Origin of the sequence: Streptacidiphilus sp. MAP5-3 (genome assembly GCF_041262505.1) — a bacterium.
GTDB lineage: Bacteria > Actinomycetota > Actinomycetes > Streptomycetales > Streptomycetaceae > Streptacidiphilus.
The window spans coordinates 1-20,352 of the sequence record NZ_JBGCCL010000039.1 but is presented as its reverse complement, the minus strand read 5'-3'; the positions used below and the strand labels follow the sequence as shown (position 1 = coordinate 20,352).

The 20,352-nt window shown below is 71.4% G+C and carries 20 protein-coding genes; 10 read left to right on the top strand and 10 right to left on the bottom strand.

Translation table 11 applies throughout. From position 1 onward, the window contains the following. Window positions 1-116: 116 nt before the first annotated feature. The 5 genes from ABH928_RS33625 to ABH928_RS33605 all read left to right on the top strand — a co-directional run bounded on the left by ABH928_RS33625 (window position 117) and on the right by ABH928_RS33605 (window position 4,550). A complete protein-coding gene (locus tag ABH928_RS33625) occupies window positions 117-449 on the top strand; it encodes a YnfA family protein (RefSeq protein WP_370072502.1) in 333 nt (110 codons plus the stop codon). A 36-nt stretch (window positions 450-485) separates the two neighbouring features. Next, on the top strand, window positions 486-1,349 hold the full coding sequence (locus tag ABH928_RS33620; RefSeq protein ID WP_370072501.1) for a hypothetical protein: 864 nt from the start codon (window positions 486-488) through the stop codon (window positions 1,347-1,349). Window positions 1,350-1,442: 93 nt separating this feature from the next. Beyond that, window positions 1,443-3,041, top strand: a complete 1,599-nt coding sequence (locus ABH928_RS33615) for an ABC-F family ATP-binding cassette domain-containing protein (RefSeq protein WP_370072500.1) — start codon at window positions 1,443-1,445, stop codon at window positions 3,039-3,041. A gap of 348 nt (window positions 3,042-3,389) precedes the next feature. Next, window positions 3,390-3,617 (top strand): helix-turn-helix domain-containing protein, encoded by a 228-nt coding sequence (locus ABH928_RS33610; protein ID WP_370072499.1) that lies wholly within the window; start codon window positions 3,390-3,392, stop codon window positions 3,615-3,617. A 147-nt stretch (window positions 3,618-3,764) separates the two neighbouring features. After that, window positions 3,765-4,550, top strand: coding sequence for an enoyl-CoA hydratase/isomerase family protein (locus ABH928_RS33605; RefSeq protein ID WP_370072498.1), 786 nt, complete (start codon window positions 3,765-3,767; stop codon window positions 4,548-4,550). 187 nt (window positions 4,551-4,737) lie between these two features. Here ABH928_RS33605 and ABH928_RS33600 read toward each other — a convergent pair whose 3' ends face one another. From ABH928_RS33600 to ABH928_RS33585, 4 genes are read right to left on the bottom strand one after another with little or no spacing between them, the layout of a single operon-like run. Further along, window positions 4,738-5,499 carry an SDR family oxidoreductase gene (locus ABH928_RS33600; RefSeq protein ID WP_370072497.1) on the bottom strand — a complete coding sequence of 254 codons (762 nt, stop codon included), beginning with the start codon at window positions 5,497-5,499 and terminating at the stop codon, window positions 4,738-4,740. A 7-nt stretch (window positions 5,500-5,506) separates the two neighbouring features. After that, complete coding sequence (locus tag ABH928_RS33595) at window positions 5,507-7,306, bottom strand: glycoside hydrolase family 15 protein (RefSeq protein WP_370072496.1); 1,800 nt, start codon at window positions 7,304-7,306, stop codon at window positions 5,507-5,509. Between the two features lie 31 nt (window positions 7,307-7,337). Continuing rightward, on the bottom strand, window positions 7,338-8,126 hold the full coding sequence (locus tag ABH928_RS33590) for an SURF1 family protein (protein WP_370072495.1): 789 nt from the start codon (window positions 8,124-8,126) through the stop codon (window positions 7,338-7,340). A gap of 25 nt (window positions 8,127-8,151) precedes the next feature. After that, entirely contained in the window at window positions 8,152-9,144 is a 993-nt protein-coding gene (locus ABH928_RS33585) for a DEDDh family exonuclease (RefSeq protein WP_370072494.1), read from the bottom strand. 97 nt (window positions 9,145-9,241) lie between these two features. Between ABH928_RS33585 and ABH928_RS33580 the strand changes: the two genes are divergently transcribed. Together ABH928_RS33580 and ABH928_RS33575 are read left to right on the top strand one after the other, a co-directional pair. After that, the gene (locus ABH928_RS33580; RefSeq protein WP_370072493.1) at window positions 9,242-10,285 is read left to right on the top strand and encodes a zinc-dependent alcohol dehydrogenase family protein; all 1,044 of its coding nucleotides are present in this window, start codon (window positions 9,242-9,244) and stop codon (window positions 10,283-10,285) included. Window positions 10,286-10,324: 39 nt separating this feature from the next. Further along, complete coding sequence (locus ABH928_RS33575) at window positions 10,325-10,894, top strand: Uma2 family endonuclease (protein WP_370072492.1); 570 nt, start codon at window positions 10,325-10,327, stop codon at window positions 10,892-10,894. Window positions 10,895-10,971: 77 nt separating this feature from the next. On the opposite strand, the gene ABH928_RS33570 is transcribed toward ABH928_RS33575, so the two are convergent. Together ABH928_RS33570 and ABH928_RS33565 are read right to left on the bottom strand one after the other, a co-directional pair. Then, the gene (locus ABH928_RS33570) at window positions 10,972-12,159 is read right to left on the bottom strand and encodes an acyl-CoA dehydrogenase family protein (protein WP_370072491.1); all 1,188 of its coding nucleotides are present in this window, start codon (window positions 12,157-12,159) and stop codon (window positions 10,972-10,974) included. Next, window positions 12,156-13,340, bottom strand: a complete 1,185-nt coding sequence (locus ABH928_RS33565; RefSeq protein WP_370072490.1) for a CaiB/BaiF CoA transferase family protein — start codon at window positions 13,338-13,340, stop codon at window positions 12,156-12,158. Before ABH928_RS33565 ends, ABH928_RS33570 begins: the two co-directional genes overlap by 4 nt. A 236-nt stretch (window positions 13,341-13,576) precedes the next feature. Between ABH928_RS33565 and moaA the strand changes: the two genes are divergently transcribed. After that, entirely contained in the window at window positions 13,577-14,584 is a 1,008-nt protein-coding gene (gene moaA / locus ABH928_RS33560) for a GTP 3',8-cyclase MoaA (protein ID WP_370072489.1), read from the top strand. 46 nt (window positions 14,585-14,630) lie between these two features. Here the strand turns inward: moaA and ABH928_RS33555 are convergent, their stop codons facing one another. The 4 genes from ABH928_RS33555 to ABH928_RS33540 all read right to left on the bottom strand — a co-directional run bounded on the left by ABH928_RS33555 (window position 14,631) and on the right by ABH928_RS33540 (window position 18,458). After that, window positions 14,631-14,843, bottom strand: a complete 213-nt coding sequence (locus ABH928_RS33555) for a hypothetical protein (RefSeq protein WP_370072488.1) — start codon at window positions 14,841-14,843, stop codon at window positions 14,631-14,633. Window positions 14,844-15,056: 213 nt separating this feature from the next. Beyond that, entirely contained in the window at window positions 15,057-15,377 is a 321-nt protein-coding gene (locus ABH928_RS33550) for a DUF3099 domain-containing protein (protein ID WP_370072487.1), read from the bottom strand. Window positions 15,378-15,510: 133 nt separating this feature from the next. After that, entirely contained in the window at window positions 15,511-16,935 is a 1,425-nt protein-coding gene (locus tag ABH928_RS33545) for a metallopeptidase TldD-related protein (RefSeq protein ID WP_370072486.1), read from the bottom strand. Next, a complete protein-coding gene (locus ABH928_RS33540) occupies window positions 16,935-18,458 on the bottom strand; it encodes a TldD/PmbA family protein (protein WP_370072485.1) in 1,524 nt (507 codons plus the stop codon). Before ABH928_RS33540 ends, ABH928_RS33545 begins: the two co-directional genes overlap by 1 nt. Window positions 18,459-18,656: 198 nt before the next feature. On the opposite strand from ABH928_RS33540, the gene fabG reads away from it, so the two are divergent. Together fabG and fabI are read left to right on the top strand one after the other, a co-directional pair. Then, on the top strand, window positions 18,657-19,361 hold the full coding sequence (fabG, locus tag ABH928_RS33535) for a 3-oxoacyl-[acyl-carrier-protein] reductase (RefSeq protein WP_370072484.1): 705 nt from the start codon (window positions 18,657-18,659) through the stop codon (window positions 19,359-19,361). Window positions 19,362-19,366: 5 nt separating this feature from the next. Further along, complete coding sequence (gene fabI / locus ABH928_RS33530) at window positions 19,367-20,137, top strand: enoyl-ACP reductase FabI (RefSeq protein ID WP_370072483.1); 771 nt, start codon at window positions 19,367-19,369, stop codon at window positions 20,135-20,137. Window positions 20,138-20,352: the final 215 nt, after the last annotated feature.

Sequence of the window (20,352 nt, the reverse complement as noted above, 5' to 3'; positions counted from 1 at the left end):
GGAGCGAAGTACCGCCTGGCCGCGCCCACGCGGCGGCGCCGCAGATCGGTGGAGCGCCGCGCCACTGACGTTTAGCCCGTCCCCACCTGCATCGACGATCTCTTAGTCTCATTCCCATGGCCGTCACCCGTTCCCTCCTGCTTTTCGTCCTCGCCGCCTTCGCAGAGATCGGCGGCTGCTGGCTGATCTGGCAGGCCGTGCGCGAGCACCGCAGTTGGCTGCTCGCCGTCGGCGGTGTGCTCGCGCTCGGCGCGTACGGGTTCGTCGCCGCCGCGCAGCCGGACGGCTCGTTCGGGCGGGTGCTGGCCGCCTACGGCGGGGTCTTCGTCGCGGGCTCGCTCGCCTGGGGCGTCCTGGTGGACGGCTTCCGGCCGTCCCCCTGGGACATCGTCGGGGCCTGCGTATGCCTGGTCGGCGCGGGGTTGATCATCTATCAGCCGCGCGCCTGACGTTCTGGCCGGGGTCGCGCCCTTACCGTGACGTCCATGCGCTCGCCGACCCTCCGACCGCGGCTTCTGCTCCTCTCGCTGGTGGCCCTGCTGCTCGGCGGGCTGGTCGCCCTCGGCGCGACCGCACGCTCCCTGCGGCCCGCGCCGTTCGGGGACGCCGTCGCCGACTCGTCCGACCCGCACGCGCGCGGGATCGCCGCCGACGCGCTGCGGGTGACCGCAGGAGGCGCCGTGCAGGCCTACGACCGGCGTACCGGCGTCACCGCATGGAGCTACCGCAGGCCGGGACGCACCCCGATCCGCCTGGTCCCGCTGACCGGAAGCGCCCGTGGGGACGGAAGCGACGGCACGGGGACCAGCGTGGCCGTCTGGGACGACGGGATGCTCACCGGCCTGCAGCCCGGCGCCGCCGCCGTGCGCTGGCACCGCTTCGTACCCGGGATCACGCCCACCGGCCCGCTGCTGGTCGTGCCGCTCGGCAGCGAGCCGGGCGACGGCGCCGACGCGGGCGGGAGGCCGCTGCCTCCGCCGACGGTGCCCACCGGAGCGTCGTTCCTGGTGCTGACCTCCGAGCTGGTGATGACCTACAACACCGGCGACGGGACGATCCGCACCTCGACCCTGCCGCCCCAGGGCTGCCGCTACCGGCTGACCGGAGCGGCAGCGCCCGCTCAGGTGGGGGACTGGCTGGTGGTGCGCCGGGACTGCGCGGGCGGCGGGGTCTCGCTGGAGGGCTACGACCTCGACGGACGGCTCTGGGGACGCCCCTACGACGCGGTCTCGATGAGCGGTGTCGGCGGCACGGCCCTCCAGGTCACGGCGCTGCCCTGGCTGCGGTCCTTCGCCGTGGACCCCGTCACCGGCCGAGCGGCTCGGGAATGCATTTGCGCGGCCCGTTAGAATTGCTTGAAATCTGCAGCATGGGTCCGTCCGGACGGTCCCGCAGCCAGTTACCGTCCCGCACCCCGGGCCCAGCTACGGAGCCGCTTCGCCATGATCGCCGCCAACGACGTCGAACTGCGCGCGGGCGCGCGCATCCTGATCGAGTCGGCGACGTTCCGCGTCGCGGCCGGTGACCGGATCGGGCTGGTGGGCCGCAACGGTGCGGGCAAGACCACGCTGACCAAGGTCCTCGCGGGTGAAGGCCAGGCCGCGGGCGGCACGGTCACCCGCAGCGGCGAGGTCGGCTACCTTCCGCAGGACCCGCGCACCGGCGACCTCGACGTCCTCGCCCGCGACCGCGTGCTCTCCGCCCGCGGCCTCGACGAGGTCCTGCGCAAGATGCGCATCAACGAGGACAAGATGGCCAACGGCAAGGGCGCGACCCGCGATCAGGCCATGAAGAAGTACTCGCGGCTGGAGACCGAGTTCCTCACCAAGGGCGGCTACGCCGCCGAGGCCGAGGCCGCCACCATCGCCGCCAGCCTGGGCCTTCCGGACCGGATCCTCGGCCAGCCCCTGCACACCCTCTCCGGCGGTCAGCGCCGCCGCGTCGAGCTGGCCCGGATCCTCTTCTCGGACTCCGACATCCTGCTGCTGGACGAGCCGACCAACCACCTGGACGCCGACTCGATCCTCTGGCTGCGCGACTACCTGAAGACCTACAAGGGCGGCTTCATCGTCATCTCCCACGACGTGAACCTGGTCGACGAGGTCGTCAACAAGGTGTTCTACCTGGACGCCAACCGCACCTGCATCGACGTCTACAACATGGGCTGGAAGCTCTACCTCCAGCAGCGCGAGGCCGACGAGAAGCGCCGCAAGCGCGAGCGTGCCAACGCCGAGAAGAAGGCCGCGCAGCTCAACTCGCAGGCCGACAAGATGCGCGCCAAGGCCACCAAGACCGTCGCCGCCCAGAACATGGCCCGCCGCGCCGAGCGACTGCTCTCCGGGCTGGAGGCGGTGCGCCAGAACGACCGCGTCGCCAGGCTGCGCTTCCCGGAGCCGGCCCCCTGCGGCAAGACGCCGCTGACGGCCGAGGGGCTGTCCAAGTCCTACGGCTCGCTGGAGATCTTCACCGACGTCGACCTGGCCATCGACAAGGGCTCGCGCGTCGTCGTGCTCGGCCTCAACGGCGCGGGCAAGACCACGCTGCTGCGGATGCTGGCGGGCGTGGAGCAGCCCGACACCGGCTCGGTCGTCCCCGGCCACGGCCTGAAGATCGGCTACTACGCCCAGGAGCACGAGACCCTGGACCCGGACCGGACGATCCTGGAGAACATGCGCTCGGCCGCGCCCGACATGGACCTGGTCGAGGTCCGCAAGATCCTCGGCTCGTTCCTCTTCACCGGCGACGACGTGGAGAAGCCCGCGGGAGTCCTCTCCGGCGGCGAGAAGACCCGGCTGGCGCTGGCCACCCTGGTCGTCTCCAGCGCCAACGTGCTGCTGCTCGACGAGCCCACCAACAACCTCGACCCGGCCAGCCGCGAGGAGATCCTCGGCGCGCTCCACTCCTTCGCCGGTGCGGTGGTCCTGGTGACCCACGACGAGGGCGCCGTCCAGGCGCTCGAGCCGGAGCGCATCATCATGCTTCCGGACGGTGTGGAGGACCTGTGGAACGAGGGATACGCCGATCTCGTGTCCCTCGCGTGAATTATCAGTAGCAAAACCCTGTATCGGAACTGTTCGACTAGTCGGGGATCATGCATCTGGACCAGAAGAGTTCATATCGCCTTCTGGTCCTTCCCTCTCCCGGGTCTGCTGGGATTCCTGAGAATCCGGATTCCGGTGCACTGCTCAATTACCGCTGCTGATCAGCATTTTCGCGGAATCGGGTGAGTCGGATCGGGGGCGTGCAGCCCACTACTGCACGCTCCCCGAGTGCGCGCCAGCACCACTTCGGTGGGGGAATCCCCGTATCGACCTTGTCGAATGGGTGGCCATCGGGCCCCCCATGGGTGATCATGGGATTCCGACAGAGACTGCTACGAGGAGGCACGGGTGGCCGAGACTCTGAAAAAGGGCAGCCGGGTGACTGGTGCCGCGCGGGAGAAGCTCGCGACCGAGCTCAAGAAGAAGTACGACTCCGGTGCGAGTATCCGCGCGCTGGCGGAGGAGACGGGTCGTTCGTACGGCTTCGTCCACCGCATGCTCAGCGAGTCCGGGGTTTCCCTGCGTGGCCGTGGCGGTGCCACGCGCGGTAAGGCCAAGGCCGCGGCGACTTCCTGACGCTCCGCCCCATCTGCACTTCGACGAAACGGCGGTCCGGGTATCCTCCCCCCGGCCGTCGTTCGTCACGTCACGGGACGCTGGCAGTGCGGTACGCCAGAGGTTACTCTTCGGTAGCAATGCTTCTGCTACTGCCGGAGGGACCCTGTGAGCGATCAAGCAGCCGAGTGGGCGGAGGCGGGCGTCCGCCTGGAGCTGGCGGGTGAGCTCGCCACGGTCACGCTGTGCCGCGCCGAGCGCCGCAACGCGCAGTCGCCCGCGATGTGGCGTGCGCTCGCCGCGATCGGCCGGGAGCTGCCCGGCACCATCCGCGTGGCGCTGCTGCGCGCCGAGGGCGTCTCCTTCTCCGCCGGGCTCAACCGGCAGGCCTTCACCCCCGAGGGCATCCCCGGCGAGCGGTCCTTCATCGACCTGGCCAAGAGCGAGGACGCGGACGAGGTCATCGCCGAGTACCAGGAGGGCTTCCTCTGGTGGCGCCGCCCCGACCTGGTCAGCATCGCCGCCGTCCAGGGCCACGCCGTCGGCGCGGGCTTCCAGCTGGCGCTCGCCTGTGACCTCCGCGTGGTCGCGGAGGACGTCCAGTTCGCGATGAAGGAGACCGCCCTCGGCCTGGTCCCCGACCTCACCGGCACCAAGCCGCTGGTCGACCTGGTCGGCCCGGCCCGCGCCCTGGAGATCTGCGGGACCGGCCGCTGGGTCGGCGCGGAGGAGGCGGCCCGCACCGGGCTCGCGAACCTCGTCGTCCCGGCCGAGGAGCTGGACGCCGCCGCGTCGGAGCTGGCCGCTGCGCTGTTGGCCGCGCCGCGCTCCGCGCTGATCGAGACCAAGGCGCTGCTGCAGGGCGTGGGCGGGCGCTCGCTCGACGAGCAGCGCGCGGCTGAGCGGGCGGCCCAGCTCCGTCGCCTGCGCGACCTGGCAGGCGTGGGGGAGTAACTCTTTGCGGGTGAGGTAGTTGCAACTACCCAAGGGGCGCGGGGCTCTGCGCGAGTAACCACCCTGTGCGGATGGTCCTGCGCGTTGAGGACCATCCGCATGCCGGTGGTTTCTCGCGCACGCAGTTGATCAAGCAGAGCACCGCGCCCCTGAGGTCACTGCATGGTCCCCGCCGACCTCAAAGTGCTCAAATGCCGTGCAGCGCGCCGCCGTCCACCGGAATCATCACTCCCGTCAGGTACGACGCCGCAGGCGACAGCGCGAACGCCGCGACCTTGCCGAACTCCTCCGGGCGGCCGTAGCGCCTGAGCGGGATGCCCGCCTCCGCCGCGCTCCGGGCCGCCGCCGGATCAGCCGCCAGGCTGTCGAGGTGGGTCACCCGTTCCGTCTCGATCCGAGCGGGGAGCAGCCCGAAGACCCGGATACCCTCCGGGCCGAGCTCGGTGGCGAGCGTCTTCGCTGCCATCGCCAGACCGGGCCGGAGGCCGTTGGAGACGGCCAGGCCGGGGATCGGTTCGCGGACCGACGCGGAGAGGACGAAGCCGATCGCGCCGCCCTCGCCCAGGACGTCCGCCGCCGCGCGGGCGATCCGGAGCGCGCCGAGGAAGACCGACTCGAACGCGTCCCGCCACGCCGACTCCGGCGTGGCCAGCGCGGAGCCCGCAGCCGGGCCGCCGACGCTGATCAGGACGCCGTCGAGGCGGCCGAAGCGCTCCAGCGCCGCGCCGATCAGGCGGGTCGCGGTGTCCGGGTCGCCGTTGTCGGCGACGACGCCCTCGGCGACCTCCGGTCCTCCCAGCGCCTCGACCGCGTCCGCGAGCGACTCCTTGGTGCGGCCGGTGACGACGACCTTCGCGCCGTCGGCGACCAGCTCCCGTGCCGTCGCGAAGCCCAGTCCGCGCGTCGCCGCGGTCACCAGGTAGACGCGACCACCGAGTCCGAGATCCATCTCCGTCTCACTCCTCTTCCGCTGCGGCCAGCGCGAACGCGGTGTTGACCAGGGCGACATGGGTGAACGCCTGTGGTGTGTTGCCGAGCTGGCGTCCGGTCAGCGGATCCCACTCCTCCGAGATCAGGCCGAGGTCGTTGGCCAGGCCGGAGACCCGGTCGAACAGGGCCCGCGCCTCCTCCACGCGGCCGATCGCCAGCAGCGCGTCGGCCAGCCAGTACGAGCAGGCCAGGAACGCGCCCTCGGTGCCCGCCAGGCCGTCCACCGCGTCCGTCTGGTCGGAGCCCGCAGGCGTCGAGTAGCGGCGGACGAAGCCGTCGTGGTCCAGTTCGCGCTGGACCGCCTCGACCGTGGCGACCACCCGGGCGTCGTACGCGGGCAGGAAGCCGGTCTTGACCACGAAGAGGGTGGCGGCGTCCAGCGCCTGGCCGCCGTAGTACTGGGTGAAGACGCCCCGCTTGGGGTCGACGCCGCGTGCGCAGACGTCGTCGTGGATGTTGTCGCGCAGCTCGCGCCAGCGCTCGGTGGGGCCGGGCAGGCCGGTCTCGTCGGCGAGCTTGACCGCGCGGTCGAAGGCGACCCAGCACATGATCTTGGAGTGGACGAACTGGCGACGCGGCCCGCGCACCTCCCACAGGCCCTCGTCCGGGTCGGACCAGTGCTCCTCCAGGAACTCCAGCAGCTTGCGCAGCAGGCCCCAGACATGACGCTCTATCCGGATCCCGTGCTGGTGGGCCAGGTAGAGGGTGTCCACCACCTCGCCGTAGACGTCGAGTTGGAGCTGGTCCACGGCCGCGTTGCCGAACCGGACCGGGTGCGAGCCCTCGTAGCCGGGCAGCCAGTCGGCGACCGTCTCCGGGAGCCGGCGCTCGCCGCCGACCCCGTACATCGTCTGCAGGTCGGCCGGGTCGCCCGCGATCGCGCGCAGCAGCCAGTTGTGCCAGGCCTCCGCCTCGCGCCGGTAGCCGGCGTTCAGCAGCGCGGAGAGGGTCATCGTGGAGTCGCGCAGCCAGCAGAAGCGGTAGTCCCAGTTGCGCGCGCCGCCGATCTGCTCGGGCAGTCCCGCCGTCGCGGCGGCGACGATGCCGCCGGTCGGCTCGTAGGTGAGCGCCTTGAGCGTGATCAGGGAGCGGATGACGGCCGCGTGGTCCCTCTCGGCCATCTCCGTCGAGCACCGCGCCGACCAGGTCTCCCAGTCGGCGAGAGTGCTCTTCAGCTCCGCCTCCGCGTCCGGGCGCGGGGGTTGCCGCTGGTGCGAGGGCGCGTAGCTGAGCACGAACGGCACCCGGTCGCCCGCGCGGACGGTGAACGTCGAGATGGTGGCGAAGTCCTTGCCGACCGTCCGCACGCCGTCGCCGCAGTGCAGCCAGACGGAGTCGGGACCGGCGACCGCGACCCGGTGGTGGTTGGTGCGGCGCATCCACGGGATGATCCGGGCGTAGTCGAAGCGCAGCCGGACCTCGCCGGTCATGTGCACCTCGCCGCTGACGCCCTCGACGATCCGGATCACGTCCGGCGTGCGGTCGCGCTGCGGCATGAAGTCGATCACCCGGACCGTGCCCGTGGCCGTGGTCCACTCGGTCTGCAGCACCAGGGTGTCGCCGACGTAGGAGCGGCGGGGCGCCTGGCCGTCGGAGGTGGGGGCGAGCCGCCAGTGGCCGTGCTCGTCGCCGCCCAGCAGTGCGGCGAAGCAGCTGGGCGAGTCGAACCGCGGCAGGCAGAGCCAGTCGATGGAACCGTCCCTGCCCACCAGCGCGGCGGTCTGCAGGTCTCCGATGAGCGCGTAGTCCTCGATGCGTCCGGGCATGGGGCCATCCTGCCCGGTGGGGCACCCGAAGTCAGGCCTTTGCGGCCAGCCTCACGTCGCGTCGGAAGAGGAAGAACCAGGCGATGGGGATCATCACCGCGAAGAGCCACCACTGGACGGCGTAGGGCAGGTGCACGCCCTTGCCCACCACGGCCAGGGAGTTGGAGTTGGTGTCGTTCGGGTTGGGCACCATCTCGGCCTGGGCGGAGGACGACAGGGCAGGAGAGGACCCGGTCATCTCCAGATAGCCGGCCAGCACGGGCTGACTGAAGTTCTTGGCCTGTTCCTGACTGTTGATCAGCATGTACTGCCGGTTCGGCAGCCCGCCCGGGTTGTGGATGCCGGTCAGCGCGGCCGTCTCGTCGGGCCGCAGCCGGCCGGTGACGGTGATCTCGCCGCTCGGCGTGGTCGGCAGCGGAGGCAGCTGGGCGCCGGTGGCGTTGCCGGGCGCGATCCAGCCGCGGTTGACCAGGACCACCTTGCCGTCGTCGGTGACCAGCGGGGTGACCAGGTAGAAGCCGGGCTGGTCACCGGAGGCGTCGGTCCGGTTCCGGATCACGACCTCCTTCGCCGCGTCGAAGTGTCCCATCGCGGTGACGGTGCGATACATCTCACTCAACGGGACGGTCACACCGGGCTTCGACAGCGTCTCCATCGCGACCGGGCGCGCGGCCAGGTTCGCGTTGATCGTCGCGTTGCTGCGGTTGGTCTGCTGGTACCGGTGGTACTGCCACTGGCCCAGCCACGCCATGGCCGGGATGAGGGCGAGGAACACCAGGGTCAGGATCAGCCAGCGCCGGGTGAGGAAGATGCGGAGCACTCCACGACGTTACCTCCGCTCCCCGTCAGTCCTTGCGCTGGGGTGCCACCCGTTGGAGGAGTTGGAGGAAAGCGGCCTCGTCGACCACCGGCGTGCCGACCTCGCGGGCCTTGCGCGCCTTGCCCGTCCAGCCGTCCGGGTCGTTGGTGACCAGCAGGCTGGTCCGGCTGCTGACGGAGGTCGCGACGTGCAGCCCGGCCTCGGTGAGCCGGTCCTCCAGCACCTCGCGGTCGGTCGCGGTGTCGCCGGTGATCGCCACGCGCATGCCCTGCACCAGCGGTCCGTCCTGCTGCCACCGGCCCGGGTTCGGGTACGGGCAGGCCGGACGCCGCTTGGCGGGCCGGTACCCGCCCCAGGACCCCTGACGGCGGATCGTCTGCGAGGGCACCGGCGCGGTCGCCCCCGTGCTCATGCTCGGCCCGAGGTCGCTTATCGGCACGCACGGGACCAGCGGCAGCCGCAGCCCCGCGTCCGCGGCCAGCCGCAGGCTGGGCCGGAACACCTCCGCCAGCACGCGGGCGTCGTCCAGCGCGTGGTGCGCCTGCCGGGTCTCCACGCCGAAGTGCGCGGCCAGCGTGCCGAGTTTGTGGTTGGGCAGCGGCAGGCGCAGGTCCCGGGAGAGCACGATGGTGCAGAGGCGCTGCTCGATCGGCGCGCGCCCGTCCATCCGGGCGTACTCACGGGAGATCATCGACCAGTCGAACAGGGCGTTGTGGGCCACCAGCACCCGGCCCGCAAGCCGCCGCGACAGCTCGTCGGCGATGCCGGGGAACGTGGGCGAACCCTCCAGCACGTCGGAGGTCAGGCCGTGGATCCAGACCGGTCCGGGATCGCGCTCCGGGTTGACCGTGGCGTACCAGTGGTCCTGCACGCCGCCGCGCGCGTCCAGTTGGTACACGCCGACGGAGATCACCCGGTCGGTCCGTCCGAGCCCGGTGGTCTCGACGTCCACCACCGCCCAGCCGGCGTCCGGGTACTCCGCGGGCCAGATGGCCTCTGTGTCGCTCCCTGCAAGCATGGTGGACCACAATACGGTGAGAGCCTGACAGCGCCGACCGCCGCACTGTCGGGCGAAGCCCGTGACCACGGGCTCGGAACCACCAGAGAGAAGCACCATGCGCGCCACAGTCATCCACGGACCGAACGACATCCGGATCGAGGAGGTCCCCGACCCGGTGGTACGCAAGTCCACCGACGCGGTGGTGCGGACCGTCCTCGCCTGCATCTGCGGCAGCGACCTGTGGGCCTACCGCGGCGTCGCCGCACGCGAGCCGGGACAGCGGATCGGGCACGAGTTCCTGGGCGTGGTCGAGGCCGTCGGCGCTGACGTCCGCGACGTGAAGCCGGGCGACCTGGTCGTCGCGCCGTTCGTCTGGTCCGACGGCGTCTGCGAGTTCTGCGCCGAAGGACTTACCACCTCCTGCCCGCATGGCGGCTTCTGGGGCACGCCCGGCTCCGACGGCGGCCAGGGCGAGGCGGTCCGCGTCCCGTTCGCCGACGGCACGCTGGTCAAGCTGCCGACTGACGCCCAGTCGGATCCGAGGCTGCTCACCGCGATGCTGGCGCTGTCCGACGTCATGGCGACCGGCCACCACGCCGCGCTCGCGGCGGGCGTCCGTCCCGGCGCGACGGTCGCCGTCGTCGGCGACGGCGCGGTCGGCCTCTGCGGCGTCCTCGCCGCGAAGCGGCTCGGCGCGGAGCGGATCATCGCCATGGGCCGCCACGAGACCCGCACGGCCATCGCCCGCACCTTCGGCGCGACGGACATCGTCGCGGAGCGGGGCGACGAGGCGATCGAGGCCGTCCGCGAGCTGACCGGCGGCGTGGGCGCCCACGCGGTTCTGGAGGCCGTCGGCACCGAGCAGTCCATGAAGACCGCGATCTCCATCGCCCGCGACGGCGGCGCCGTCGGCTACGTCGGCGTCCCGCACGGCGGCAGCGCGGGCGTGGACATCAGCCAGATGTTCAACCGCAACGTCGCTCTCCGCGGCGGTGTGGCCCCGGCGCGGGCGTACATCCCTGAGCTGCTCGCCGACGTGCTCGACGGCACGATCGACCCGTCCCCGGTCTTCGACGCGGAGGTCGGCCTGGACGGTGTCCCGGACGGCTACAAGTCGATGGACGAGCGCACGGCGCTGAAGGTGAAGATCACCTTCTGAGTCGTTCGCCGGGTGGCTCCGGAATGGGATGATGGCGACATGACCGGTCCTGTCATCCCTGAGCGCCACGCCCAACTGCTGGCTTACGCGTCCAGCCTGACCCCGCCGTCGGGCTGGAAGATCGAGGTGTCCGGCGACGAGGTCATCATGATGGCCGGGCCCTCGGTGATCCACCAGCGGAACCTTCTGGTGGTGCGGGAGCAGTTCGACAGGCACCGGCCGGCTGAGCTCATGCCCAGCGAGAACACCGACCTTGCCTCGCCGCACACCGGCACTCTGCGCAATCCGGACCTGACCTACATCCCGCTGGCAGTCGTGGAACTGGGCGGCAACGAGGTGTCCGCGGACCTCGCGGAGATCACGGTGGAGATCGTCTCCCCGTCGAACCCGGAGAACGATCTCGTCGGCAAGGTGCGGGACTATCCGCGCATGGGTGTTCCGCTTTATCTCCTCGTCGACCCGCGCGAGGGCACGGTCACCCTCTACTCCGAGCCCGCCGACGGCACTTACCGGCAGCGGTGGATCGGGAAGTTCGGTGACACCGTCCCGATCCCGGCGCCTTTCGACTTCGACCTGGCTACCACGAGCCTGATCCGTTACCCGTCGTAGGCTCGCGGCACCACCAGGACTCCCTGGGCGGCCGGGAGGGAAGCCGGCGACCGCCCCGGGAGTCTTCGGTGCGGCTCCTACCGGAAGGCGTCCTGGCCGGTGAGGACCTTGCCGATGACCAGCTGGTGCATTTCCACCGTGCCCTCGTAAGTGAGCACGGATTCGAGGTTGTTGGCGTGCCGCATGATCGGGTACTCGTAGCTGATGCCGTTCGCGCCCAGAATGGTCCGCGCGGTGCGGGCGATCTCGATCGCCTCGCGGACGTTGTTGAGCTTGCCGTAGCTGACCTGCTCCGGGCGCAGCGTGCCTGCGTCCATGCGGTTGCCGAGGTGCAGGGCGAGCAGCAGGCCCTTGTTGAGTTCCAGGGACATGTCCGCCAGCTTGGCCTGGGTGAGCTGGAAAGCGCCCAGCGGCTTGCCGAACTGCTCGCGGGTGATGCTGTACTCCCGCGCCGTCTCCAGGCAGCTGCGCGCAGCGCCCAGCGCGCCCCAGACGATGCCGTAGCGGGCCTGGTTCAGGCAGGACAGCGGGCCCTTCAGGCCCCGCACCTCCGGAAAGACGGCGTCGGCGGGCAGCCGCACGTTGTCCAGCACCAGCTCGCTGGTGACCGAGGCGCGCAGCGAGCCCTTGTGCTTGATCTCCGGAGCGGAGAAGCCCGGCGTGTCCGTCGGTACGACGAACCCCCGGATGCCGTCCTCGGTCTGCGCCCAGACCACCGCGACGCCGGCCACCGAGCCGTTGGTGATCCACATCTTGCGGCCGTTGAGGATCCAGTCTGCCCCGTCGGACGAGCCGTCGCGCTTCGCGGCGGTGCGCATCGACGCCGGGTCGGAGCCGTGATCCGGCTCGGTCAGGCCGAAGCAGCCGATGATCTCGCCGGCCGCCATGCCCGGCAGCCACTGCTGCTTCTGCTCCTCACTGCCCCAACGGTGGATCCCGTACATGGCCAGCGAGCCCTGCACCGAGACCAGCGACCGCAGCCCGGAGTCGGCCGCCTCCAACTCCAGACAGGCGAGGCCGTACTGCACGGCACTGGCGCCCGCACAGCCGTAGCCGTGCAGGTGCATGCCCAGCGCGCCGATCGAGCCCAGCTCGCGGGCCAGTTCGCGCACCGTGGGCAGCTCGCCCGCCTCGTACCAGTCGGCGATGTGCGGCAGCACCCGGTCCGCGCACCACTCCCGCACGGTGTCGCGGACGGCGAGGTCCTCGGCACTGAGCAGGTCGTCGAAACCGAGCGGGTCACGGGGGTCCAGAGCAGGGCTCATGCTGATTCCTCGGTGGTCGAGAGCGGTTCGGAACGCGGGGCGGTGAGCCAGGCGCGTACGGCGTCATTGTGCTCGCCGAGACGCGGCGGGGCGACGGGTTGACGGACGGGTGTCGCGGTCAGGGTGAGCGGACTGCGGACCTGCGGGACGCGGCCCTCGCCGACGTCCGCCACCGGCGCGAGGCCCAGCTCGTCGGCGAGCGCGAACGCGCCGGCCAGGTCGTTGACCGGGCCGCACGGGATCCCGGCCCCGGTGAGCAGCGCCTGCCACTCGGCCGTGCCGTGCGCCGTCAGCGCCGCCTCCAGCAGCGAGACCAGCTCCGGACGGTTGCGGACCCGCTCCGCGTTGGTCGCGAACCGCGGGTCCTCGGCCAGGCCGGGCACGCCCAGCGTCCTGGCGAACGCGCGGAACTGGCCGTCGTTGCCGCACGCGACGGCGAGGAGCTCGCCGTTCGCGCAGTGCAGCGTCTCGTAGGGCGCGATGCTGGGGTGCTGGTTGCCCATCCGGCCGGGTGCGCGGCCGGTGGCGAGGAAGCCGGACGCCTGGTTGGCCAGCGAACCGAGCAGACTGGAGAGCAGGTTGACCTCCACGTGCTGGCCCTGGCCGGTCCGGTCCCGGTGCCGCAGCGCGGCCAGGATCGCGGCGACCGCGTCCTTGGAGGTCAGCACGTCGACGAGGGCGACGCCGACCTTGTGCGGCTCACCGTCGGCCGGGCCGGTGATGCTCATCAGGCCGCCGACGGCCTGGACCACGAAGTCGTAGCCGGGGAGCGGGCTGCCGGTGCCGAACCCGGTGATCGAGCAGTAGACCAGCCCCGGGTTGGCGGCCAGCGCGGACGCCTGGTCCAGCCCGTAGCGGGCGAGGGAGCCGGGCTTGAAGTTCTCGATCAGGATGTCGGCGCGGGCCGCCAGCTCTCGGGCGAGTGCGGCGTCGTCCGGGTCGCCGAGGTCCAGGGTGATGCCGCGCTTGGTGCGGTTGGCGGCGTCGAAGTAGGCGGCGGTGCCGTCGACGAACGGCGGTCCCCAGGCGCGGGTGTCGTCCCCGGCGCCGGGGCGCTCCACCTTGACCACGGTCGCGCCCAGGTCGGCGAGGGTCGCTGCGGCGAGCGGACCGGCCAGCACCCGGCTGAAGTCGGCCACGAGCACGCCGTCGAGCGGTGCGGGTGCTGTCGGCGTTGTCATGCGGCCATGCTTGCAAGATCCAAACGGACCGAGGAATAGGCCTGGGTGGTGAGAAGCGCCACCTGGACACGCCTGCGTGTCCATAGCTGGGGATGGGACGGGCGCAGGCCGGGGACAGGCCGGGGACGCGCCTCTTCCGGCCCGGTCGGGTGGACGCGGAGCCGTGGACGGTCGACTCGTGTGTCGGTGCGGGGCACTACGCTGGCTGTGAGGCGGAGAGAAAGGTGTGTGGCATCGTGACCGCAGTCGAAACCGGTCTGCTCGACACCTTCGGGCGTCGCGCGGTTGACCTGCGTGTCTCGTTGACCGACCGCTGCAACCTGCGCTGCACCTACTGCATGCCCGAGGAGGGCCTGCAGTGGCTCGCCAAGGACACGCTGCTGACGGACGAGGAGATCGTCCGCCTGGTCGGCATCGCCGTCGGCGAGCTGGGCGTGCGCGAGGTCCGCTTCACCGGCGGTGAGCCGCTGCTGCGTCCCGGGATCGTCGGCATAGTCGCGGCCTGCGCGCAGCTGACGCCGCGCCCTGAGCTGTCGCTGACGACCAACGGCATCGCCTTGTCGCGCACCGCGCAGGCGCTGCGCGACGCCGGTCTGGACCGGGTCAACGTCTCCGTCGACACCCTCGACCCAGCCACCTTCAAGACGCTCACCCGCCGCGACCGCCTCGACGACGTCCACGCGGGCCTGGCCGCGGCGGAGGCGGTGGGGCTGCGACCGGTCAAGCTCAACGCGGTGCTGATGCGCGGCGTCAACGACCACGAGGCAGCCGATCTGCTCGCCTACGCGCTGGAGCACGGCTACGAGTTGCGCTTCATCGAGCAGATGCCGCTGGACGCCCAACACGGCTGGGACCGCTCGAAGATGATCACGGCGGAGGAGATCCTCGAGCGGCTGTCCGCACGTTTCACGCTGACCCCCGAGCCGGACGAGCGGCGCGGTGCGGCCCCCGCCGAACGCTGGCTGGTCGACGGCGGCCCGGCACGCGTCGGCGTGATCGCCAGCGTCACCCGCCCGTTCTGCCGGGCGTGCGACCGCACGCGGCTCACCGCCGACGGTCAGATCCGCAACTGCCTGTTCGCGACGGAGGAAACGGATCTGCGAGGCGCGCTGCGCGCGGGAGCGGGGAACGCGGAGATCGCGGAGCTGTGGCGCAAGGCGATGTGGGGCAAGAAGGCTGCCGCCGGCATCGACGACCCCTCCTTCCACCAGCCCGAGCGGCCGATGTCGGCCATCGGCGGATAGGGCCGGTTGCACGGTGCTCATGGGGCGCGGCACTAGGTCGTGCAACTCACTCCTGAGTCCACTCCGCTAGCGGGACAACGTCCTTGAGGAACCCGCGGAGGTCCAGGAACTGCGTCAGGTGCTCGCGGTGCTCCTCGCACGCGAGCCACGTCTTCCTGCGGTCGGGCGTGTGCAGCTTGGGGTTGTTCCAGGCCAGGACCCAGACCGCGGCGGCGCGGCAGCCCTTGGCGGAGCAGATGGGGGCGTCGGTGGTGCTCATGCCCCAAACCCTAATGGCGATGCCGGGCAGCCACGGGGGGAGCCGCCCGGCATCGGTCCGTCGCTCCGACGGGGGACGCGGAGCGCGTGAGCAGTATGGCACGTAACTCTGGGCTCCGGACCCGGGATCAGGCCATTCCGCTTGAGCCGGGCCGGAGTCCGCGCTCAAGCCCGCGCTCAAGCCCGCGCTCAAGCCCGGACGCGAGGGACGCCCTCACGACCCCTCACCGTCGGTCGGAGCCGCCGACCCGGCGCCCAGCATCGGCGGGGGCTGGTAACCCACGAACGTCTCCGGCGTCTTCGGCGGGCCCTCGCGACCGGCGTTGGCGAACAGGACGGCGAAGTAGGGGATGACCGTGCCGCCGACGAGCGCGATGATCGCCGCTATCCGCGACTCGGACCAGAGCACGACCGCAAGGATGACGCAGATCGTGCGGACGGCCATCGAGACCATGTACTTGCGCTGGCGGCCCTTGACGTCCTCGGTCAGGCTCGACCGCGCACCGGTGATACGGACCGCTTTCGACTTACCCACCCTGACTCACCCGCCCACGCCCGGCCGACCCCTCTCGCGGCCCTTCCCGTCCACCGTACGCTTCGGGCACCCCGCCGAGGAGAGGGGGGTGCCCGAAACGTCGCGTGTCGGCCCAGGGGCGAGGCCGGACGGTCTACGACGCCTGGCTCACCGAGCTCATGTGGAAGTCGCCGACCCGCACCGGCGGCATCGCCGCCCGCGTGAACCAGTCGCTCCACTCGCGCGGCAGGCACTGCTCCGTGCGGCCGACCTCGGTGATCCGGCCGAGCAGGTCCACCGGGGACTCGTTGAAGCGGAAGTTGTTCACCGCCCCCTTCACCTCGCCGTTCTCGACGAGGTAGACGCCGTCCCGGGTGAGGCCCGTGAGCAGCAGCGTCGCCGGGTCCACCTCGCGGATGTACCAGAGGCAGGTGAGCAGCAGGCCACGCTCGGTGCGGGCGATCATCTCGTCCAGCGTCGCGCCGCCGCGCGGGTCGGGGCCCTCGAAGACCAGGTTGTCGATCGCGGGCCGGACCGGAAGACCCGTCATACCGGCCGAGTGGCGGGTGGTGATCAGGTTGGCCAGCTCGCCGTCGCGGATCCAGTCGGTGGCCGTCAGCGGCAGGCCGTTGTCGAACGCCGAGGTGTCGCCGCCCGAGGCGTGCGCGACCACGAACGGCGCCGCCTCCAGCCCGGCGTAGGTCGGGTCGCTGCGCAGGGTCAGCGGCAGCCGGGACAGCCGCTCGCCGAGGCGGGTCTTCCCGCCCGGCTTGGAGAAGACGGTGCGGCCCTCGTGGGCGTCCCGACCGCCCGCCGACCAGGTCAGATAGATCATCAGATCGGCCAGCGCAGACGGCGGCAGCAGCGTCTCGTAGCGACCCGCCGGAAGGTCGACGGTCCGCTCGGCCCAGCCGAGCCGCTGCGCCAAGCGCTGCTCCAGGGCCTCCACATCCACGTCGCGGAAGTCCCGGGTCGCCGCGCCGGTCCAGGCGGAGGCCGAGAGGTCGGCGGTCTTGGCGTTGAGCTCCAGCGTGCCGCTCGGCTGGTCGTGACGGAGCCGGATGCCGGTGGAGGTGCCCAGATACGTCGAAGTGACGGTGTGGTGGGCGAAGCCGTACAGCAGCCGGCCGCTCTTGCGGGAGAGCGCGAACGCCTCGCCGAGCGCGGGCGCGAACTCGGCGAAGACGTCGATGGACGTCTCGGCCGGGGCCCCGGTGAAGTCGGCCGACGCGGGACCGGCCGGTGCGAGCAGTGGCTGCGCGTCCTCGGCCGGACCGGCCGCCCGCGCGGCGTCCTCGGCGGCGCGGACCAGCGGCTCCAGCTCGTCGGCGGTGACCGCCTCGCGGGAGACGACGCCCGCGGCGGTGCCCTCCCGGCCGTCGACGGTGGCGATCACGGTGACCGTCCGGCCCCGGGTGACGCCGTTGGTGGTCAGGCTGTTCCCGGCCCAGCGCAGGTTGGCGGTGGACTCCTCGTCGGCGATGACCACGCAGCCGTCGGCGCGGGACAACTCCAGCGCGCGCTCGACCAGCTCGTGCGGCTTGACGGCGCCCGCCTGGACAGTGTTCTGACTGGGCATCAGCGTCCGGCCTCCTGCTGGGTGTTGAGCACGTTGACGGAGCGGAACAGGGCGGACGGGCAGCCGTGCGAGACCGCCGCCACCTGGCCCGGCTGCGCCTTGCCGCAGTTGAAGGCACCGCCCAGGACGTACGTCTGCGGACCGCCGACGGCCTCCATCGAGCCCCAGAAGTCGGTGGTGGTGGCCTGGTAGGCGACGTCCTTGACCTGCCCGGCCAGCTTTCCGCCGCGGATCCTGAAGAACCGCTGCCCGGTGAACTGGAAGTTGTAGCGCTGCATGTCGATCGACCAGGAGCGGTCGCCGACGATGTAGATGCCGTCCTCGACGCCCGCGATCAGGCCCGCGGTGTCCGGGCCGCCCTCGGCGGGCCGGAGCGAGACGTTGGCCATCCGCTGCACCGGGACGTGCGCGGGGGAGTCGGCGAAGGCGCAGCCGTTGGACCGGCCGAGGCCCTTCATCAGCGCCATCCGCCGGTCCAGCTGGTAGCCGACCAGGGTGCCGTCCTTGACCAGGTCCCACTGCTGGGTCCGCACGCCCTCGTCGTCGTAGCCGACGGTGGCCAGGCCGTGCTCCACGGTGCGGTCGCCGGTGACGTGCATGACGTCGGAGCCGTAGCGCAGCGAGCCGAGCTTGTCGAAGGTGGCGAAGGAGGTGCCCGCGTAGGCGGCCTCGTAGCCGAGCGCCCGGTCCAGCTCGGTGGCGTGGCCGATCGACTCGTGGATGGTCAGCCACAGGTTGGACGGGTCGACGACCAGGTCGTAGCGGCCCGCCTCGATGCCCGGGGCCTTCATCTTCTCGGCCAGCAGCTCCGGCAGTTGGGCGAGTTCGGCGTCCCAGTCCCAGCCGGTGCCGCGCAGGTACTCGAAGCCGCGGCCGACCGGCGGGGCCAGCGTCCGCATCGAGTCGAACGCTCCGGAGGTCTCGTCGACCGAGACCGCCTCCAGCTCGGGGTGCAGCCGGACGCGCTGCTGGGTGGTGGTGGTCCCGGCGGTGTCCGCGTAGAACTTGTTCTCCTGGACGGCCAGCAGAGACGCCGTCACATGCGAGACGCCCTTGGCGTCCAGCAGCCTGCGGCTCCAGTCGGCCAGCAGCGCCGACTTCTCCGGGTCCGGGACGTCGAACGGGTTCTCCTGGTAGGAGGAGACCCAGGTGACGTCGCCGTAGGACGGCTCCTCGGCCAGCTCCACGGTCTCCTCGCTGAGCCCGCCCGACAGCCGCGCCACGGCGACCGCCTGCTCCGCGACCCGCGCCGCCGCCTCGGGCGTCAGGTCCACGCCCGCCGCGAAGCCCCAGGCGCCGTCGACGACCACGCGCACCGCGTAGCCGAGCTGCAGCGCGTCCGAGCCGCCCGCGGGCCGCGCGTCCCGCAGCCGCAGCGAGGCGCTGCGGACCCGCTCCAGGCGGAAGTCCGCGTGGGCGGCGCCCAGCGCCTGGGCCCTGGTCAGGGCCGCCTCGGCGAGCCGCCGCAGAGGCAGCGAGAGGAACGCGCCGTCCACGCCCGGCGGGGTCGGAGTTTGCGACATGGGTCTCCTCGGTGAGGTGGGATCATCCGCTGGCAGCATCCTGCCCTGAATCCCGCTGGGTGCGCGCATAACTGTCAGAAGCCGACAGATACCCGCACGCCGTGCTGTGGAGGGTCGATTCGCTCCTGCCTGCGATCAGCGGATAGCGTCGCACTGTCCGCCCCTGAGAACGTCCCCGCAGTTGAGAGAGGTACGCCTGTGAGCCGGTCGGTTCTGGTCACCGGAGGCAATCGGGGCATCGGCCTCGCCATCGCCCGGGCTTTCGCCGAGGCGGGCGACAAGGTCGCCGTCACCTACCGCTCCGGCGAGCCGCCGGAGGGCCTGCTGGGCGTCAAGTGCGACATCACCGACGGCGAGCAGGTCGACCAGGCGTTCAAGGAGATCGAGGCCGCCCACGGCCCGGTCGAGGTCCTGGTCGCCAACGCCGGCATCACCCGCGACACGCTGCTGCTGCGCATGTCCGAGGACGACTTCACCTCCGTCCTGGACACCAACCTCACCGGCACCTTCCGGGTGGTGAAGCGCGCCAGCAGGGCCATGCTCCGCGCCCGCAAGGGCCGGGTCGTGCTGATCTCCTCGGTCGTCGGCCTGCTGGGTTCGGCGGGCCAGGCCAACTACGCCGCCTCCAAGGCCGGTCTGGTCGGCTTCGCCCGTTCGCTCGCCCGCGAGCTGGGCTCGCGCAACATCACTGTCAACGTCGTCGCCCCGGGCTTCGTGGACACCGACATGACGGCGGTGCTGGGCGAGGAACGCCGCGCCGAGATCGTCTCGCAGGTGCCGCTGGCCCGTTACGCCCAGCCGGAGGAGATCGCCGCCGCGGTGCGCTTCCTCTCCTCCGACGACGCCGCATACATCACCGGAGCCGTCATCCCCGTGGACGGTGGATTGGGAATGGGTCACTGAACACCATGAGTGGAATCCTCGACGGCAAGCGCATCCTGATCACCGGCGTGCTGATGGAGTCCTCCATCGCGTTTCACGCCGCCAAGTTGGCCCAGGAGCAGGGCGCCGAGATCATCCTGACCGCGTTCCCGCGTCCCAGCCTGACCGAGCGCATCGCCAAGAAGCTGCCGAAGCCGGCGAAGGTCCTCGAGCTGGACGTCTCCAACGACGAGCAGCTGGCCGGCCTGGCCGAGAAGGTCCGCGCCGAGCTCGGCGACCGGCTGGACGGTGTCGTCCACTCCATCGGCTTCGCGCCGCAGGACGCCCTGGGCGGCAACTTCCTGAACACGCCGTGGGAGTCCGTCGCCACCGCGATGCAGGTCTCGGCCTTCTCGCTGAAGTCGCTGACCACGGCGCTGCTTCCGCTGATGACCGAGGGCGGCTCGGTCGTCGGCCTCACCTTCGACGCGCAGTTCGCGTGGCCGCAGTACGACTGGATGGGCCCGGCGAAGGCCGCGCTCGAGGCGACCTCGCGGTACCTGGCCAAGGAGCTCGGCAAGCAGGACATCCGCTGCAACCTGATCTCGGCCGGGCCGATCGGCTCGATGGCGGCGAAGTCCATCCCCGGCTTCGCCGACCTGGCGAAGACCTGGGACACCCGCTCCCCGATGACCTGGGACATGTCCGACCCGGAGCCGGCCGGCCGCGGGATCGTCGCCCTGCTCTCGGACTGGTTCCCGAAGACCACCGGCGAGATCATCCACGTCGACGGCGGCCTCCACGCCATCGGCGCGTAAGCGCTGCGCTCGGCACGCGAGGTAGTTGCACTTTAGGGGCGCGGGGCTCTGCCGATTTGCGGCTCCGCCGCGTGGGCGCGACAAGCCGTGCCCGTGCTGCCGCAGGTAGCTGCACTACCAAGGGGCGCGGGGCTCTGCCGATTTGCGGCTCCGCCGCGTGGGCGCGACAAGCCGTGCCCGTGCTGCCGCAGGTAGCTGCACTACCAAGGGGCGCG